At 71.2% G+C, this 16851-nt stretch carries 16 protein-coding genes and 1 tRNA gene; 11 read left to right on the top strand and 6 right to left on the bottom strand.

The genetic code is table 11. The annotated features are described in order from the left end of the window. Positions 1 to 66: 66 nt before the first annotated feature. On the top strand, positions 67 to 252 hold the full coding sequence (locus OG207_RS27425) for a DUF1737 domain-containing protein (RefSeq protein WP_329101775.1): 186 nt from the start codon (positions 67 to 69) through the stop codon (positions 250 to 252). 49 nt (positions 253 to 301) lie between these two features. On the opposite strand, the gene OG207_RS27420 is transcribed toward OG207_RS27425, so the two are convergent. Then, a complete protein-coding gene (locus OG207_RS27420) occupies positions 302 to 1894 on the bottom strand; it encodes a beta-N-acetylhexosaminidase (protein ID WP_329101773.1) in 1593 nt (530 codons plus the stop codon). Between the two features lie 172 nt (positions 1895 to 2066). Here OG207_RS27420 and OG207_RS27415 point away from each other — a divergent pair, with 172 nt between their 5' ends. Both OG207_RS27415 and glmS read left to right on the top strand, forming a co-directional pair. After that, positions 2067 to 2342 (top strand): hypothetical protein, encoded by a 276-nt coding sequence (locus OG207_RS27415; RefSeq protein ID WP_329101771.1) that lies wholly within the window; start codon positions 2067 to 2069, stop codon positions 2340 to 2342. Positions 2343 to 2407: 65 nt separating this feature from the next. After that, positions 2408 to 4225: a glutamine--fructose-6-phosphate transaminase (isomerizing) gene (glmS, locus tag OG207_RS27410; protein ID WP_266596228.1), complete on the top strand. Its 1818-nt coding sequence runs from the start codon at positions 2408 to 2410 to the stop codon at positions 4223 to 4225. A gap of 33 nt (positions 4226 to 4258) precedes the next feature. On the opposite strand, the gene OG207_RS27405 is transcribed toward glmS, so the two are convergent. The 3 genes from OG207_RS27405 to OG207_RS27395 form a co-directional block, all read right to left on the bottom strand. Continuing rightward, positions 4259 to 5542, bottom strand: a complete 1284-nt coding sequence (locus OG207_RS27405) for an RNA-guided endonuclease InsQ/TnpB family protein (protein WP_329101768.1) — start codon at positions 5540 to 5542, stop codon at positions 4259 to 4261. Positions 5543 to 5667: 125 nt separating this feature from the next. Continuing rightward, on the bottom strand, positions 5668 to 6237 hold the full coding sequence (locus tag OG207_RS27400) for a GPR1/FUN34/YaaH family transporter (RefSeq protein ID WP_329101766.1): 570 nt from the start codon (positions 6235 to 6237) through the stop codon (positions 5668 to 5670). A gap of 163 nt (positions 6238 to 6400) precedes the next feature. Beyond that, entirely contained in the window at positions 6401 to 6934 is a 534-nt protein-coding gene (locus tag OG207_RS27395) for a universal stress protein (protein WP_329101764.1), read from the bottom strand. A 322-nt stretch (positions 6935 to 7256) separates the two neighbouring features. Between OG207_RS27395 and OG207_RS27390 the strand changes: the two genes are divergently transcribed. The 4 genes from OG207_RS27390 to OG207_RS27375 all read left to right on the top strand — a co-directional run bounded on the left by OG207_RS27390 (position 7257) and on the right by OG207_RS27375 (position 10138). Further along, positions 7257 to 7700 carry a hypothetical protein gene (locus tag OG207_RS27390; RefSeq protein ID WP_443072743.1) on the top strand — a complete coding sequence of 148 codons (444 nt, stop codon included), beginning with the start codon at positions 7257 to 7259 and terminating at the stop codon, positions 7698 to 7700. Positions 7701 to 8076: 376 nt separating this feature from the next. After that, positions 8077 to 9252 carry a helix-turn-helix domain-containing protein gene (locus OG207_RS27385; RefSeq protein ID WP_329101762.1) on the top strand — a complete coding sequence of 392 codons (1176 nt, stop codon included), beginning with the start codon at positions 8077 to 8079 and terminating at the stop codon, positions 9250 to 9252. Positions 9253 to 9357: 105 nt separating this feature from the next. After that, complete coding sequence (gene orn, locus OG207_RS27380; protein WP_030008729.1) at positions 9358 to 9960, top strand: oligoribonuclease; 603 nt, start codon at positions 9358 to 9360, stop codon at positions 9958 to 9960. A gap of 105 nt (positions 9961 to 10065) precedes the next feature. After that, a tRNA-His gene (locus OG207_RS27375) sits at positions 10066 to 10138 on the top strand. Positions 10139 to 10248: 110 nt separating this feature from the next. Here the strand turns inward: OG207_RS27375 and OG207_RS27370 are convergent. Then, on the bottom strand, positions 10249 to 11274 hold the full coding sequence (locus OG207_RS27370; RefSeq protein WP_329101759.1) for a LacI family DNA-binding transcriptional regulator: 1026 nt from the start codon (positions 11272 to 11274) through the stop codon (positions 10249 to 10251). A gap of 102 nt (positions 11275 to 11376) precedes the next feature. Here OG207_RS27370 and OG207_RS27365 point away from each other — a divergent pair, with 102 nt between their 5' ends. The 4 genes from OG207_RS27365 to OG207_RS27350 are packed head-to-tail and all read left to right on the top strand — an operon-like array spanning position 11377 to position 15995. Then, positions 11377 to 12735, top strand: coding sequence for an ABC transporter substrate-binding protein (locus OG207_RS27365; protein ID WP_329101757.1), 1359 nt, complete (start codon positions 11377 to 11379; stop codon positions 12733 to 12735). 7 nt (positions 12736 to 12742) lie between these two features. Beyond that, positions 12743 to 13738 carry a carbohydrate ABC transporter permease gene (locus OG207_RS27360; protein ID WP_443072742.1) on the top strand — a complete coding sequence of 332 codons (996 nt, stop codon included), beginning with the start codon at positions 12743 to 12745 and terminating at the stop codon, positions 13736 to 13738. Further along, positions 13735 to 14559, top strand: a complete 825-nt coding sequence (locus OG207_RS27355) for a carbohydrate ABC transporter permease (RefSeq protein ID WP_329101755.1) — start codon at positions 13735 to 13737, stop codon at positions 14557 to 14559. Before OG207_RS27360 ends, OG207_RS27355 begins: the two co-directional genes overlap by 4 nt. Further along, entirely contained in the window at positions 14556 to 15995 is a 1440-nt protein-coding gene (locus OG207_RS27350) for a GH1 family beta-glucosidase (RefSeq protein WP_329101753.1), read from the top strand. The genes OG207_RS27355 and OG207_RS27350 overlap by 4 nt, the downstream gene beginning before the upstream one ends. On the opposite strand, the gene OG207_RS27345 is transcribed toward OG207_RS27350, so the two are convergent. Further along, entirely contained in the window at positions 15992 to 16807 is an 816-nt protein-coding gene (locus OG207_RS27345) for an SDR family oxidoreductase (RefSeq protein ID WP_329101751.1), read from the bottom strand. The two genes, OG207_RS27350 and OG207_RS27345, sit on opposite strands and share 4 nt — an antisense overlap. Positions 16808 to 16851: the final 44 nt, after the last annotated feature.

The following is a 16851-nucleotide window of genomic DNA, read 5'->3' as shown; positions in this document are numbered from 1 at the left end:
GGCGGTCCACCGGTTTCCTCCGGGGACCGCCGCTTCGGCCCCGGCCGGCAGGGCATCCTCTTCCTCATGAGCACACCACCAGAAGGATTGCCCGTCTACCGAGTTCTGACCGGCCGGGACGACGCGACGTTCTGCCAACGTGTGAGCGAAGCGATCGGCCTCGGCTACGAACCACACGAAGGCCCCGCCATCACCTTCAACGGTGAACACATCGTCGTCGCCCAGGCCTTGGTCTGGCGGGCACGGCCGTAGCGGCCGACGCGCCGGACCGCCGGCGCGTCAGCCGACGCGGACCGAGGGACTACGTCCACGGCACGTCCGGCGCCCGGAAGAAGCCGATGTCCTGTGCCTCCAGCCGGGGCGCCTGCGCCGCCAGCCGGCGGCCGTAGGAGGTCCAGTCGAGCGCGGCCGCCGGCGACCAGCCCAGTTCGGCCAGGCCCAACACCCGCGGGAAGGCCAGCAGCTCCCAGTCGCCGCGCGTCGCGACGGTCTCCGTCCACAACGGGGCCTCCACGCCCAGGACCGCCGACTCGGGGACCCCGGCCAGGTACGCCCCCGGGTCCCAGGAGTAGGCGCGGCGCACCGGGACGTACCCCGCCCAGGCCAGGCCCGGCTTCGTCGCCGGGTCGTACTTCATGTCCAGGTAGAGCCGGTCCGCCGGCGACAGGATCAGCGGGTGCCCCGCCTTCGCCGCCGCCACCACGGCCGCCTTGTCCGCGGCCGCGGTCTTGTCGTGGCCCCAGTACTGGAGCACCGCCCCCCGGGCCGGGCGGGCCGCCGCCAGCTGGTGCCAGGCCACGACCGTCTTGCCGTACTTCCCCACCACCGCCTGCGCCCGGTCCATGAAGGCCGCGTAGTCCGCCGCCGGCGTCGCGTGCGCCTCGTCGCCGCCGATGTGCAGGTAGCGGCCCGGGGTGAGCTCCGCCAGCTCCCCGAGGACCTCGTCGATGAACTCGTACGTCCGCTCCTCGGCCACGCACAGGGAGCTGAAGCCCACCTTGACGCCGGTGTACCGCTCCGGGGCCTTCCCGTCGCAGTTCAGCTCGGCGTAGGAGGCGAGCGCCGCGTTCACGTGCCCCGGCATGTCGATCTCGGGGACCACGTCGACGTACCGCTGCCCCGCGTAGTCCACCAGCTCCCGGTACTCGTCCTTCGTCCAGTGGCCGCCGGGCCCGCCACCGACCTCGCTGCCGCCCCCGTACTCCGCCAGTCGCGGCCAGGAGTCGATCGCCAGGCGCCACCCCTGGTCGTCGGTCAGGTGCAGGTGCAGGGTGTTGACCTTGTACTGGGCGAGCTGGTCCACGTACCTCTTCACCTGGTCCACCGAGAAGTGGTGGCGCGCGATGTCGACCATGGCCCCCCGGTACGCGAAGCGCGGCCGGTCGGTGACCGTCCCGCCCGGCACCGTGCCGGGACCCGCCACCGGCACCAGCTGGCGCAGCGTCTGCCCCGCGTGGAAGAGCCCGGCCGGGGTCCGCGCGGTGAGGGTGACCCCGGTCGGGTCTGACTCCAGCCGGTACCCCTCCTCGCCCACCCCCTGCGCCCCCTCGTCGATCCGGAGCCGGATCCCGTCCCCCTGCGCCCCGTCGACCACCGGCAGCGGCAGCCCGCTCGGGCCGCGCAGCTGCTCGGCCAGGAGCTCGCCCACCCGGCGGACCTCCTCGTCCGGGCCCCGGCCGGTACGGATGACCGTCCCCGCACCGAAGGAGTACCCGGGGCCTTCGGCGTGCGCGGAAAGGGGCACGGGCAGCAGCCGTTCGAAGGGGGCGAGGGCGACCGGCGGGTCGTCCCCGGGCCTGGCGTCGTCACCGTGGGCGGAGGTGCAGGCCGAGACCAGGGCCGGGGCCGCGGCGAAGGCGAGGAGGGTGCCGAGCGTGCGTCGCAGGACTCTCATGCGCACAGGTATAGGCCAAGCGGGCCGTCCCGTCCGGTGAGCGAATCCGGGGCGGCCGGAAATCATCCGAAGGGGGGCACACCGAGCACCCCACTGGTCCAGACCAGCCCGATCCTGCCCGGAATCGGGCAGGATCTTTGCGTTCATCGCCATTAGCCGCCAATATCTACGAGTGCTCGATCGCCGCCCGTCGCATGACGACCTCGTCGACCACCTGGTGCGCAGCACCGCGCTCCAGCGCGGCGAGGCGGCCCGGGTGGTACTGGACGTGCTCGCCTACTTCGACGAGACGACCGAGGAGTTCGTCCGCCGCCGCCACCGGGAACTGCAGTCCGGCGGAGCGGTGAACACGGAGATCTTCGAGCGGATCGCGGCCGAGCTGCCGCACCGCGCAGTGGCGCCGCCGGAGCTCTCGCTCCGGCAGTTGCGCCGCATCGTCTACGGCTGAGCCGGCGGCCGCCGCACGCGGCACCGGACGAGCACGGAACCGAACTTCAGGAGGGGCAAAACCGTATGTGTGGAATCGTCGGTTACATCGGCAAGCGTGACGTGGCACCGCTGCTGCTGGAGGGCCTGGCACGGCTGGAATACCGCGGATACGACTCCGCGGGCATCGTGGTCAACACCCCGAAGGCCCCGGCCCTGAAGGTCGTCAAGGCCAAGGGCCGCGTCCGCGAGCTGGAGTCCCGCGTTCCCAAGCGCTTCGCCGGCACCACCGGCATCGCCCACACCCGCTGGGCCACGCACGGCGCCCCGAGCGACATCAACTCCCACCCGCACCTGGACCCGGAGAACAAGGTCGCCGTCGTCCACAACGGCATCGTCGACAACTGCTCCGAGCTGCGCGCCAAGCTCGAGGCCGAGGGCGTCGTCTTCGTCTCGGAGACCGACACCGAGGTCATCGTCCACCTGATCGCCCGCTCCGAGGCCGACTCCCTGGAGGAGAAGGTCCGCGAGGCGCTGAAGGTCATCGACGGCACCTACGGCATCGCCGTCATGCACGCCGACTTCGCCGACCGCATCGTCGTCGCCCGCAACGGCTCCCCCGTGGTCCTCGGCATCGGCGAGAAGGAGATGTTCGTCGCCTCGGACGTCGCCGCGCTGGTCGCCCACACCCGCCAGGTCGTGACCCTCGGCGACGGCGAGATGGCCACCATCAAGGCCGACGACTTCCGCACCTACACGACCTCCGGCACGACGACCAACGCCACCCCGGAGACCGTGGAGTGGGAGGCCGCCTCGTACGACATGGGCGGTCACGACACCTACATGCACAAGGAGATCTCCGAGCAGCCCGACGCGGTCGACCGCGTGCTGCGCGGCCGGATCGACGACCGCTTCAGCACCGTGCACCTGGGCGGCCTGAACCTGGACCCGCGCGAGGCGCGCGGCATCCGCCGGGTCAAGATCCTGGGCTGCGGCACCTCGTACCACGCGGGCCTCATCGGCGCCGGCCTCATCGAGGGCATGGCCCGGATCCCCGCGGACGCCGAGCCGGCCTCCGAGTTCCGCTACCGCAACCCGGTCGTGGACCCCGACACCCTCTACATCGCGGTCTCCCAGTCCGGTGAGACGTACGACGTCCTCGCGGCGGTGCAGGAGCTCAAGCGCAAGGGCGCCCGCGTCCTCGGCGTGGTCAACGTGGTCGGCTCCGCGATCGCCCGCGAGGCCGACGGCGGCGTGTACGTGCACGCCGGCCCCGAGGTCTGCGTCGTCTCCACCAAGTGCTTCACCAACACGGTCGTGGCCTTCGCGCTGCTCGCCGTGCACCTCGGCCGCATCCGCGACCTCTCGGTCACCGACGGCAAGCGGATCATCGAGGGCCTGCGCAAGCTGCCCGCGCAGATCCAGGAGATCCTCGAGGGCGAAGAGGACATCAAGAAGCTGGCGGCCGAGTACGCCGAGGCCAAGTCGATGATGTTCATCGGTCGGGTCCGTGGCTACCCGGTGGCGCTGGAGGCCTCCCTCAAGCTGAAGGAGATCTCCTACATCCACGCCGAGGCCTACCCCGCCTCCGAGCTCAAGCACGGTCCGCTGGCGCTGATCGAGCCCTCGCTGCCGACGGTCGCGATCGTCCCGGACGACGACCTGCTGGAGAAGAACCGCGCGGCGCTGGAGGAGATCAAGGCCCGCAGCGGCCGGATCCTGGCGGTCGCCCACCGCGAGCAGGAGAAGGCGGACCACACCATCGTGGTGCCGAAGAACGAGGACGAGCTGGACCCGATCCTGATGGGCATCCCGCTCCAGTTGCTCGCGTACCACACGGCCCTGGCCATGGGCCGGGACATCGACAAGCCGCGCAACCTGGCGAAGTCGGTAACGGTCGAGTGACGATCCTCCCCGCGCTGAAGGCGGGGATTCCCTTCAGCCCGCGTGAGCGGGCTGAAGGGCTTCACGCATCCGCCTCCGGCCGGCGGCCGGGACTCGCATCCGGGGGATGCTGCGCGTGCTGTTGATGTCCGAGCCGCCCGTCCGGCGGGCTCGGGCCTCGATCTCCATCGAGGCATTGCGGTCGGCGTCATCCTCGTGCCCGCACCGGGTGCAGGCGAACAGCCGGCCGCATCCCTTACGGGACCCGGGATCGACCAGGCCGCAGGCGGCGCAGGTCTGAGAGGTGTGGAACGGCGGCACGGCGACGAGTACAGACCCGTACATGCGCGCCTTGTACTCAAGCTGCCGCCGCCGCTCCCCCGGAGTGTTGTCGAGGACCGACCGGTTCAGCCCGGCCTTCGCCCGGACGTTCCTCCCCGGGGCCGCGGCAGTACCTTTCGCAGAGGCGGTCATGCTCTTCACGCGCAGGTCTTCGATACCGATCAGGCCGTGGCTTTTGGCGAGGTCGGTGGTGAGTTTGTGCGTGAAGTCCCGTCGTCGGTTGGCCCGGCGGGTAGTGAGCCTTGCGATCTGAGCGATCGTGGTGCGCAGGCGGCAGCTGTACTTCCCGCCGTTGTGTTTCTTGGCGTAGGTGATCTGTCGCGCCTTGCGCTGTTCCAGCGCCTTGAGCCGCTTCTTCTCCTTGGCTTTCAGTGACGGGGGCATGAGGCGGGGTGTGGTGTCGGTGGAGACGAACGCGGACGCGGCAACACCGAAGTCCACCCCGCACGCGGGCTTCCCGTTCAGCTCGTCCGGCATGCGGCCCGTGTGGACGCCGAACGAGACGTGCCAGCCATTGCCGTCCCGGGAGACCGTGGCATTGCGGACCGTGCCGCCGATCGCTCGGGAGAGCCGGAACCGCAGCCAGCCGAGCTTGGGCAGACGCACCTCGGCCCACTTGCGGTTCAGCTTGCGAACCTCGACCGCCTGGCCAGGGAGCGGGATCGACAGACGGTGCCCGCGCTTCTTCCGCGCCGGAAACCCAGCGGAGTGGCTTGGGTTCCAGAAATTGTCGTACGCACGGTCCAGGCTGCGCAGAATCTGCTGCCCGGACTGCGCGGGCAGGTCACCCATCCAGTCCAGGTCGGTCCGGGCGGCCGTCAGGAACTTGCACTGCTCGACAGAACGCAGGGTGTACCGACGCTGCTCCCACAGGTACACCCGCTGCTCAAGAGCCACGTTCCAAAGAGCACGCGCCGTATGCCCCCACCGCACCAGGACCTGGTCCTGGACCTCGGTGGGGTACGCACGATACTTGCGCCCCGCGTCCGCCTTCACGCGGCCTATCGTGCCGACGACTCATCAACGCAATGCCCCTATGCGCGAAAAAGATAGAAAATGCCCTTTTATAGATGAGAACGGCCCCCAGAATCTCGGGGACCGTTCCGTTCTTACGTAGCCGATCAACTCGCGGCGACCGCGCCGCCGCTACGGGCCTTGCCGAAGGCCATCGGCCAGTGCGCCAGCGCCGCGGTGGCGCCGTACCAGGCCAGCAGTCCGGAGACGGCGGCGACCCAGCCGCCCGCCTTCGCGAGCGTGCCGTTGTCCACGAACGCGCCCAGCGCCAGCAGGAGCAGCGACAGGGTCAGCAGGGCGTAGACGCCCTGACCGAACAGACCGCTCGCGGCGGCGACCGCAAGGGTCAGCGCGAGCATCGCGAAGAGGACAAGAAACGTTCCGGCGGCTTCGTCGGAGACCGAACCTCCCGCACCCTTGGCCCACGTGAACCAGAAGATGCCGAGGCCCGCGAACGCGGTGCCGTTGAACCCGTCGCCGCCGCGGTACTCCAGGAGGCCGAGGAGGAACAGGGCCGCGCCACCGACGTACATCGCGAGCGACACGGAGTTGGCAGCGGACACGCCGTCGATGACGCCGGTGTGGCCGATACCGAATGCGAGAAGGGTGAGACCCAGGGCGATGTTCCCGAGGGTCGAAGTCGAGGCCGTGCTTCCCGCAGAGACACCATTGTCCACGGCGGGCTCCCTTCGATCTGCAGTTGTTTGCTGCGTCCCAGCAGCATTTATCTACCCTTTACACAGGGGCACAACCGTACAAGCGGCTTAACGAACGGTCACGGAACGACAACGGTGGGCGACCGGTCCGGTCGCCCACCGTCGCGCTCGAGGGAGGGGGCGGTCAAGGAATGACGACGACCGGTCGCTGTGCGCGCTTGGCCAAGCGGCCGGCGACCGAACCGAAGATCCGGCCCACGATCCCGTGCGTGGATCCGACGACGATGGCGTCGGCCGAATACTCCCGGCCGACCTCCTCCAGCTCGTGGCAGATGTCACCACCGCGCTCGACCAGGATCCACGGCACTTCGGCCAGATAGTCCGCGCAGGCGAGTTCCAGCCCGAGCACCTCGGTGCGGTGGTCCGGCACGTCGACGAAGACGGGCGGCTCGCAGCCGGCCCACACCGTGGTGGGCAGTCGATTGGCGACATGGACGATGATCAGACCGGATCCGGAGCGTCGGGCCATGCCGATCGCATAGGCGAGTGCGCGTTCACTGGACGTGGATCCGTCGAATCCCACGACGACCCCGTGCCGGAAGGCCGGATCGCAGTGCACACGTGCCTGTTCCGCCGCGCGCAGATCGGCGGCCGACTCGGGGTCGACGACGCGTTTGCGCTTGCGGTCCGCGGGTTCGGGGGATTCGTGACCGGCCATGGGTGTCTCGGCGAAGAGGTCCTTGGAGGAAGCAACAGGGGCGAAATCGGCGACGCAGTGTGACGGAGCTCTGTCCGGGAAGCATCTTCCCAAGCCCGTACCCACCAGGGTACGGCGACACTCCTGTCCTGCACAGGGCATGCCGCCCTTGGAGAGCGTCCCAGGGAGCATGCCGGAGCGAGCGCGCCTTGGCAATGTCCGCTGTCCCCTACAGCCAGTGACGAGGCCGGCCACCGCCACCCGTTGGCGCAGTGACCGAGCCCGCCGCCGGGCGTTGGGACATGCGTCCGACCAACAGGTAAGAGCCCGCAGGGAGCACGCCGTGCCCGGTCACCCGGTTCACCCCGGCCAGCCAGCTCAGCCGACGCAGTCCGCCCCGTACCCCCAGCACGCCCACCCCGCCCCGCAGTTCGCCCCAGCCCCCCGCTCGAACCTTCACCCGTCCGTGCGTTCCGCCGGGCGGCCCCACGACGACCCCGCGGGTGACGTGGTGCGCTGGGCGGCCTTCAGCTGCCTGCTCGTCCCCGTGGTCCTCGTCGTCTACGGAACCTCCTTCGGCGGGGCGGCCGTCGCGACCCTCGGCCTGCTCGCCGTCACGGCCGTGTGCCGGGTCCTGCTGCGCCACTCGGAGGAGAACCGGCGGGCCGCGGCCCGGGGGCCCGCGGAGGGCCACCTTCCGCCCGCCCACCGCGGCCGACACTCGCGCGCCGGTGGCGGGATGCACCGCGGATGCCGGGGTTCCGGCCTACTCTCCCCGCACGACTGACTCATTCGCACACCCACACACGCATGTTTTCAGCCAACTTCCCGACAGGGTGCCCTCCTTGCCGGAATGTCCCCCCGTCCCCCTCATCACCAGCGACGACAGACCCCGGGGGGCGTTCCGGCCCTACAGGTACTGGCCATGGCCGGGCGGCACGCTTCCCGTTCGGGTAGCGGAGTGGAACGCTTACTGATCGAATGCTTTTCGCCAAGTTGAGAAGTCGACATAGCGCTGCGTGCTGAACTTGTCACGCCGACACCACGGGACGCAGTAGATTCGATCATGTATTTACGGCGGGGGATCCACGTGCAAGGCCGAGGGGAAACGTGCAGGTGCGACCAGACCAAGGAGTCGCGACACCCAAGGGGGGCTTAGCGCCATGAGCCAGGATTCCACCGCCGTCGTCGCAGCAGACGCCGGCCGGAAGCTCGCGGGGCGTCGCCGCAGGGAGATCGTCGCGGTGCTGCTCTTCAGCGGCGGACCGATCTTCGAGAGCTCCATTCCACTCTCCGTGTTCGGCATTGACCGGCAGGACGCGGGAGTTCCACGCTACCGATTGCTCGTGTGCGCTGGTGAGGACGGTCCGCTCAGGACCACCGGCGGACTCGAACTGACCGCGCCGTACGGGTTGGAGGCGATCGCCCGGGCAGGAACGGTCGTCGTTCCCGCCTGGCGCTCCATCACTTCGCCGCCGCCGCCGGAGGCGCTCGACGCACTGCGTCTGGCGCACGAGGAGGGGGCCCGGATCGTCGGACTGTGCACGGGAGCCTTCGTGCTCGCCGCCGCCGGTCTGCTGGACGGCCGGCCCGCGACGACGCACTGGATGTACGCGCCGACGCTGGCCAAGCGGTACCCGTCCGTCCACGTCGACCCGCGCGAACTCTTCGTCGACGACGGCGACGTGCTCACGTCCGCCGGCACTGCGGCCGGAATCGACCTGTGCCTGCACATCGTGCGCACGGACCACGGCAGCGAGGCGGCCGGGGCCCTGGCCCGCAGGCTCGTCGTGCCTCCGCGCCGCACCGGCGGCCAGGAACGCTACCTCGACCGGTCGCTGCCGGAGGAGATCGGCGCCGACCCGCTGGCCGAGGTCGTCGCCTGGGCACTGGAACACCTCCACGAGCAGTTCGACGTGGAGACGCTGGCCGCCCGCGCCTACATGAGCAGGCGCACCTTCGACCGGCGGTTCCGCTCGCTCACCGGCAGCGCTCCGCTCCAGTGGCTGATCACCCAGCGGGTGCTCCAGGCACAGCGGCTGCTGGAGACCTCCGACTACTCGGTCGACGAGGTCGCCGGACGCTGCGGGTTCCGCTCGCCGGTCGCCCTGCGGGGTCACTTCCGGCGGCAGCTGGGGTCCTCCCCGGCCGCCTACCGCTCCGCCTACCGGGCACGCCGGCCGCAGGCCGACGTGGCGCAGGTGTCCGACATCAACGCCGGTCCGGTTCCGCACCAACGCACTCCGCAGCCCCACCGGGCGGCGGCGGCCCTGGCCGCATCGGGTCCCACGGTGACGGAGCTGTACGCCCCGGGCCGGGTCCTGCGGGAACACGCCTGACCGCGAGCTGAGTACGGCGCACGAAGGTCCTCCATCGGTCACCGCCGATGGAGGACCTTCCGCATATGCGGTCCGCGCCGTGGGGGACCGCATAAGGTGGGACACATGAACGATCGCATGGTGTGGATCGACTGCGAGATGACCGGGCTCTCGCTGACGGACGACGCACTTATCGAGGTGGCCGCACTGGTCACCGACTCGGAGCTCAACGTGCTCGGCGAAGGCGTGGACATCGTGATCCGCCCGCCGGACGCCGCGCTGGAGACCATGCCCGACGTGGTGCGCGAGATGCACACCGCCTCCGGCCTGCTCGACGAGCTGGCCGGCGGAACCACCCTCGCGGATGCCGAGGCGCAGGTCCTGGCCTACGTGCGGGAGCACGTGAAGGAACCCCGCAAGGCGCCGCTCTGCGGAAACTCGGTCGGCACCGACCGCGGGTTCCTGCTGCGCGACATGGCCGCGCTGGAGAGCTACCTGCACTACCGGATCGTGGACGTGTCCTCGGTCAAGGAGCTGGCGCGCCGCTGGTACCCGCGGGCGTACTTCAACAGCCCGCCGAAGAACGGCAACCACCGGGCGCTGGCGGACATCAAGGACTCCATCACCGAGCTGCGCTACTACCGGGAGGCGGTCTTCGTGCCGCAGCCCGGTCCCGACTCGGACACGGCCCGCAGCATCGCCGCCAAGCACGTCGTGCCGGGCGCGTAGCTCCGGCCGGGCCCCTCCGGAGGGGGCGCGGGGAAAGGGAGGAGCGAGCACCCTCCCGGACCCTGTACCCTTTTCTTCGACCGGTCGGTTTTCCGACCGGACATGGTGGGTGTAGCTCAGTTGGTAGAGCACCTGGTTGTGGTCCAGGTGGCCGCGGGTTCAAGTCCCGTCACTCACCCTGTGGGAAGGCCCCGGTTCGCGGATGCGGACCGGGGCCTTCTGTATGACCAGGGGCCTTCTTCACGACCGGGGTACCGGGGTCTCCTCCCGGCCCCACGGCCGGGGCCGTCAGGACGACTCGCGGACCACCAGCCGGTTCGGCAGCACGGCGGCCACCTCGGCCCGCTCCCCCGCGATCCGGTCCAGCAGCATCCGGGTCATGGTCCGGCCCATCTCCTCGATCGGCTGCCGGACGCTGGTCAGCGGCGGGTCCATGTGCCGGGCCACCACCGAGTCGTCGAAGCCGACCAGCGCCACGTCCCGCGGGATCCGGCGGCCGGCCGCGCGCAGCTCCCGCCGGGCGCCCGCCGCCATGACGTCCGAGGCGGCGAAGACCGCGTCGAGCCCGGGGCGGCGCTCCAGCAGGGCCCGCATGGCCCGCCGGCCGCCCTCCTCGGTGAAGTCGCCGACCGCGATCATCTGCTCGTCGACGGGGTGTCCGGCGAGGGCCAGGGCCTGCCGGTAGCCGTCGAGGCGGCACTGGGCCCCGTACACGTCCAGCGGGCCGGTGATCGTGGCGATCGCGCGGCGGCCCCGGTCGAGGAGGTGGCTCACGGCCTCGGCCGCGCCCGCCAGGTTGTCGGAGTCCACGCTGGGCAGGGTCTCGGCGGCGGAGCGGCGGCCGCTGATCACCGTCGGGATGCCGAGCTCGGCCAGCAGCTCCGGCAGTGGGTCCCCGGCGTGGACGGAGACGAGCAGCACCCCGTCGACGCGGTGCCCGGACAGGTACTGGGCGAGCCGGCGGCGCTCGCGGTCGCTGCCCGCCAGGGTGAGGACGAGCTGGACCTCGGTGTCGGCGAGCTCGGCGCCGACCCCGCGGACCACTTCGGAGAAGTAGGGCTCGGCGAAGAAGCGGGCCTCGGGCTCGGGGATCACGAGGGCTATGGCGTCGGTGCGGTTGGCCGCGAGGGCGCGCGCGGCGCGGTTCGGTACGTACCCCAGCTCGGCCACGGCCGCCTCGACGGCGACCCTGGTGTGCTCGCTGACCTTGGAGGATCCGTTGATCACCCGGGAGGCCGTGCCGCGCCCGACTCCGGCGCGCGCCGCGACCTCCTCCAGGGTCGGTCGTCCCCCACTGCGCCCGTGCCCGTTCATGACTTCCTCCCGGTTGTGAATCTACCTCTTGACGGCTGTGGGAGCGCTCCCACACTGTGTCACACGACACCCGGCACGTTTCGTCCTTCTGGGAGGAAGCACATGCGCGTCCGATCCCGATCCCGAGCCCGATCCCGAAGAGCCCTCGTCACGACCGTCGCCGCGGTCGCGACCGCGGCCCTGCTGCTCGCGGGGTGCGCACAGGACCCCGACGAGGGCCCCGGCCGGGGCGCCCCCTCCACCGGCACCTCCGGCGGCGCACGGACCACCCTCACCGTCGGGGTCTTCGGGGCCTTCGGACTCCAGGAGGCCGGGCTCTACGACGCGTACATGGCGCAGAACCCCGGGATCCGCATCGAGCAGACCTCCATCGAGCGGAACGAGAACTACTACCCCCAGCTCCTCACCCACCTGGGCACGGGCAGCGGGCTCGCCGACATCCAGGCCGTCGAGGTCAACAACATCGCCGAGATCACCGCCACCCAGGCCGACAAGCTGGTGGACCTGGCGAAGGCCCCCGGCGTGGACAAGGCCGCGTACCTGCCCTGGAAGTGGGCCCAGGGCACGGCGCCCGCGGCCAAGGGCGGGGCCACGGTCGGCCTCGGTACGGACATCGGCCCGCAGGGCATCTGCTACCGCAAGGACCTCTTCGAGGCGGCCGGACTGCCCACCGACCGGACGGCGGTCGGGGCGCTGTGGGCGGGCGACTGGAACAAGTACCTGGAGACGGGCCGGACCTACAAGGCGAAGGCCGGCGAGGGGAAGGCCTTCGTGGACTCGGCCTCGGGCGTCATGGCGGCGGTGACCGGGAGCAGCGCCCAGCGCTTCTACGACGACCAGGGCAAGGTCGTCTACAAGACCAACCCGGCGGTGCGCGGCGCCTTCGACCTGGCGGCCTCCTTCGCCACCGGCGGGCTGAGCGCCAAACTGCAGCAGTTCACCCCGGCCTGGGACCAGGGCTTCTCCAACGGCTCCTTCGCCACGGTCTCCTGCCCGGCCTGGATGCTCGGCTACATCCAGGACAAGGCCGGCCCGGCGGGCAAGGACAAATGGGACGTGGCCCAGGCGCCGAAGCCCAGCAACTGGGGCGGGTCCTTCCTGGTGGTGCCGAAGGCGGGCAAGCACGCCGAGGAGGCGGCGAAGCTGGCGGCCTGGCTGACGGCCCCGGAGCAGCAGGCGAAGCTCTTCGAGAAGCGCGGCAGTTTCCCGAGCGCGAGCGCCGCGTACAAGCTGCCGACGGTGTCGGGCGCGCAGCACGCGTACTTCGGGGGCGCCCCGATCGGCGAGATCTTCGCGAAGGCCGCCGAGGGCGTGCCGGTGACGGTGGTCGGGCCGAAGGACCTCGTGATCGCGCAGAACCTGGCGGACATCGGGATGCTCCAGGTCGACCAGAAGGGCCGCAGCGCGCAGGAGGGCTGGGAGGCCGCGGTGAAGGCGATCGACAACGCCCTGGACCAGTGAGGCGGCGGTGACGGACGAGACGGCTGTGTTGTCCCCCTCCGCCGTCGGCCCGGAGCGGCCGGCGGCGGAGGGGGGCGGCCGGGGCCGGCCGGGCCAGGTGTGGCGCTCGCGCCGCTACCGCTGGGACCTGCGCTGGAGCCCGTACGCCTTCGTGGCGCCCTTCTTCCTCTTCTTCGCCGCCTTCGGGCTGTTCCCGCTGCTCTACACGGGTTGGGCGGCGCTGCACCAGGTGGAGCTGACCAATCCGGACGGCATGACGTGGGTGGGGCTGCGGAACTTCACCCGGCTGTGGGACGACGCGTTCTTCTGGAACGCGCTGCGCAACACGGTGACCATCGGGTTGCTGTCCACGGTGCCGCAGCTGGCGATCGCGCTGGGGCTGGCCCACCTCCTCAACTACCGGCTGCGGGGCTCCGCCTTCTTCCGGGTCGCGGTGCTCACCCCGTACGCGACCTCGGTCGCGGCGGCCACGCTCGTCTTCGTCCTGCTCTTCGGCCGGGACCACGGGATGGTCAATTGGGCGCTTTCGGCCGTGGGTTTCGAGGCGGTCGACTGGCAGAACGGCACCTTCGCCTCCCAACTCGCCGTCTCCACCATCGTGATCTGGCGGTGGACCGGCTACAACGCGCTGATCTACCTGGCGGCCATGCAGGCCGTGCCGGGCGAGCTGTACGAGTCCGCCGCGCTGGACGGGGCCTCGCGCTTCCAGCAGTTCCTGCACGTCACGGTGCCCTCGCTGCGGCCGACGATCTTCTTCACCTGTGTGGTGTCGACGATCGGGGCGACCCAGCTGTTCGGCGAACCGCTGCTGTTCAACGGCGGGGCGGGCGCGACGGGCGGCTCGGACCACCAGTTCCAGACGCTCGGGCTGTACCTGTACGAGCAGGGCTGGGTGAACCTGCACCTCGGGCGGGCCTCGGCGATCGCGTGGGCGATGTTCCTGATCCTGCTGGTGATCGCCGGGGCGGCGCGGCTGCTGCGCGGACGGAAGGACTCCCGATGAGGTCATTGCGCGCGGGCCGGTTCACGTACGTGGTGTTGGCCCTGTTCACGGCCGGCTCGCTCTTCCCGCTCGTGTGGACGGCGATCGCGGCGTCCCGGAGCAATACCCGCCTGGCCCAGACCCCGCCGCCGTTCTGGTTCGGCGGAAATCTGGGGCGCAACCTCCACGTCGCCTGGACCGACGCCAACATGGGCACCGCCCTGCTGAACACGGTGATCGTGGCGGGCACGGTCGCCGCCGGCACGGTGTTCTTCTCCACGCTCGCCGGCTTCGCCTTCGCCAAGCTCCGCTTCCGCGGCAGCCGGCCGTTGCTGGCGCTGGTGATCGGGACGATGCTGATCCCGCCGCAGCTGAGCGTGGTGCCGCTCTACATGCTGATCGCGGAGCTGTCGTGGACCGACCGGCTGCAGGCGGTGATCCTGCCGACCCTGGTGGGCGCCTTCGGGGTGTTCTTCATGCGCCAGTACCTGGTGCACGCGCTGCCGATGGAGCTGGTGGAGGCGGCCCGCACGGACGGGGCGAGTTCGCTGCGGGTGTTGTGGCACGTGGTGTTCCCCGCCGCCCGGCCCGCGATGGCGGTGCTGGGGATGCTGACCTTCGTCATGGCCTGGAACGACTTCTTCTGGCCGGTCGTCGCGCTGACCCAGAACGGCAGCCCGACGGTGCAGGTGGCCCTGACCGGGCTGGGCCGGGGCTACGTCCCCGACCAATCGGTGATCATGGCGGGCGCGCTGCTGGGCACGCTCCCGCTGCTGCTGGTGTTCCTCGTCTTCGGCCGGCAGATCGTCGGCGGCATCATGCAAGGAGCGGTGAAGGGATGACCCAACTCCCGACGAACGCGCACACGAACGCGCACACGAACGCGGAAGCGGAAGCAGACACGGACACGGACACCGGCGGGCGGGAGCTGAGCTTCCCCGACGGGTTCCTGTGGGGGACGGCCACGGCGGCCTTCCAGATCGAGGGCGCCCGGGCCCTGCGCGGAGCGTCCATCTGGGACACCTTCTGCCGTACGCCGGGCAAGGTGCACGGCGGTGACACGGGCGACGTGGCCGTCGACCACCACCGGCTGTGGCGGGAGGACGTGCGGCTGATGGCCTCGCTCGGACTCGGCGCCTACCGGTTCTCGGTGTCCTGGCCACGGGTCCTCGCCGGCGGGATCGGCTTCTACGACGCGCTGGTCGACGAGCTTCTCTCGTACGGGATCCGGCCCTGCGTGACCCTGTACCACTGGGACCTGCCGCAGGAGCTGGAGAGCGCGGGCGGCTGGCCCGAGCGGGAGACGGCCTACGCCTTCGCCCGGTACGCCGAGCAGGTCACGGCGGCGCTCGCCGACCGGGTGGAGCTCTGGACCACCCTCAACGAGCCCTGGTGCAGCGCCTTCCTCGGCTACGCCTCGGGGGTCCACGCGCCCGGCCGCACCTCCCCCGCCGACTCGCTGCGCGCCGCCCACCACCTCAACCTGGCGCACGGGCTGGCCGCGGCGGCGCTGCCGGCCCGGGCCAGGGCCGGTATCGCGCTCAACCCCAGCGCGGTACGGCCGCTGACCGGATCAGCGGCCGACCTGGACGCGGCCCGCCGGATCGACGCCCTGGCCAACCGGGTCTTCACCGGCCCGCTGTTGCACGGCGCCTACCCCGAGGACCTGCTCGCGGACACCGCCGCGGTGACCGACTGGTCCTTCGTCCGCCACGGCGACGAGGCGCTGATCCACCAGCCGCTGGACTACCTCGGGGTGAACTACTACACGCCGGCGGTGGTCTCGGCCGCCCCCGGCGGGACCGGCCCGCGCGCCGACGGGCACGGGGCGGCGGCGCACTCCCCGTGGCCCGGGGCGGAGTCGGTCGCCTTCCACCAACCCCCGGGTGAGCGGACCGACATGGGCTGGTCGATCGACCCCACCGGCCTGTACGACCTGCTGATGCGCTTCACCCGCGAGGCGCCCGGGCTGCCGCTGCTGGTCACCGAGAACGGCGCGGCGTACGCCCCGGACCTGCACGACCCGCAGCGCATCGGCTACCTGGAGGCCCACCTCGCCTCCGTCCACCGCGCCCTGGTGGACGGCGCTCCGGTGGAGGGCTACTTCCTCTGGTCGCTGATGGACAACTTCGAGTGGTCCTACGGGTACAGCAAGCGCTTCGGCATCGTGCAGGTCGACTACGAGACCCAGGCCCGCACCCCCCGCTCCAGCGCCCACTGGTACGCCCGCCTAGCCCGGAAAGGGAGCTTCCGGGCCTATCCGGAGGAGGCGTTCTAGCGGAAGGCCGGGGCCGTGCGGGCCGCCCAGTCCGCGAACGGACGGGGAGCCCGACCGAGGATCTGCCGCACGGCGGGGCTCGGCTCCCGTTCGGCGGGCAGGGGTGCCCCGAGGATCCCGAGGGTGCCCTCCACGACCGGCTCGGGCATGAAGGTCAGCATCTGGGCGCGGGCCTCCTCCCGGGTCTGCTCGACGAAGCGGACGGGCTCGCCCAGGGCCGCGCCGATCGCCTCGGCCCGCTCCTTCGGGGTGACCGGGGCGGGCCCGGTGAGCTCGTAGGTCCGGCCCGCGTGGCCCGGCTCGCGCAGGACCGCGGCCGCGACCTCGGCGACGTCCGCCGGGTCGACGGTCGGGAGCCCCACGTCGCCGAAGGGCGCGGCGGCCGTGCGCCGGGTGCGGATGGTCTCGGCCCAGGCGTAGGCGTTGGAGTTGAGGCCGCCGGAGCGCAGGACCGTCCACTCCAGGCCGCTGCTGCGGACGGCGTCCTCGAACCGCGCGGGGTGGGCGTACACCTCGGGGCGGGTTCCGACGCCCTGGGACGAGAGCAGCACGACCCGGCGGATCCCGGCGGCCGCGGCCCGCTCCAGGATGCCGTGCGGGTCCTCGCCGGCGACGAGCAGGAACAGTGCGTCGGCCCCTTCGAGCGCGGGGCCGAGGCCCTGCGGTTCGGCGAGGTCGCCCTGGTGGTGGCGGACGCCTTCGGGCAGTTCTGCCGGCCGCCGGGAGACGGCGGTCACGCGCTCGCCGGCGTCGGCGAGGATCCGTACGAGTTCCTGCCCCACGTTCCCGGTCGCGCCCGTCACTACGATCATGGTGATCCCCCTTGTGAGTTAGTCGGCTGACTTAGTTGTGACCA

Origin of the sequence: Streptomyces sp. NBC_01439 (genome assembly GCF_036227605.1) — a bacterium.
Classification (GTDB): Bacteria; Actinomycetota; Actinomycetes; order Streptomycetales; family Streptomycetaceae; genus Streptomyces.
Note: the sequence above shows the minus strand (reverse complement) of the source record. Positions and strands in the feature narration are given on the sequence as shown.